Source organism: Burkholderia sp. Se-20378, assembly GCF_017104665.1.
GTDB classification, from domain to species: Bacteria; Pseudomonadota; Gammaproteobacteria; order Burkholderiales; family Burkholderiaceae; genus Burkholderia; species Burkholderia lata.
In genome coordinates this window covers 1-240 of the sequence record NZ_JAAGPG010000895.1, presented here as the reverse complement: position 1 = coordinate 240, position 240 = coordinate 1, and the positions used below count along the sequence as shown (strand labels likewise).

Here is a 240-nt window from a genome sequence, read left to right as displayed (position 1 = left end):
CATCAGTAAAAAAAAAAAAAAAAAAAAAACACCACAGAGAGCAACCAATTCCTGAACAACGACTGGACCATAGCCACACGCGAGAACACCCAACCCCGCACACTAGATACCGCGGACCAGATCACGAGCATCATCACTCCAACGAACATCCCATCGCGCACTGCTACATCGAACACCACCAGTCTCGACAGATCCACCAAGGCAGTCAACCCCAAAAAGTACACACCATAACACACCCCC

General features: G+C 49.2%; 1 protein-coding gene. It reads right to left on the bottom strand.

Going from position 1 to position 240, the window contains the following annotated elements:
- Positions 1-2 precede the first annotated feature (2 nt).
- A partial coding sequence (locus G3N93_RS38715) for a hypothetical protein (RefSeq protein WP_206135404.1) occupies positions 3-240 on the bottom strand: 238 nt, incomplete at its 5' end.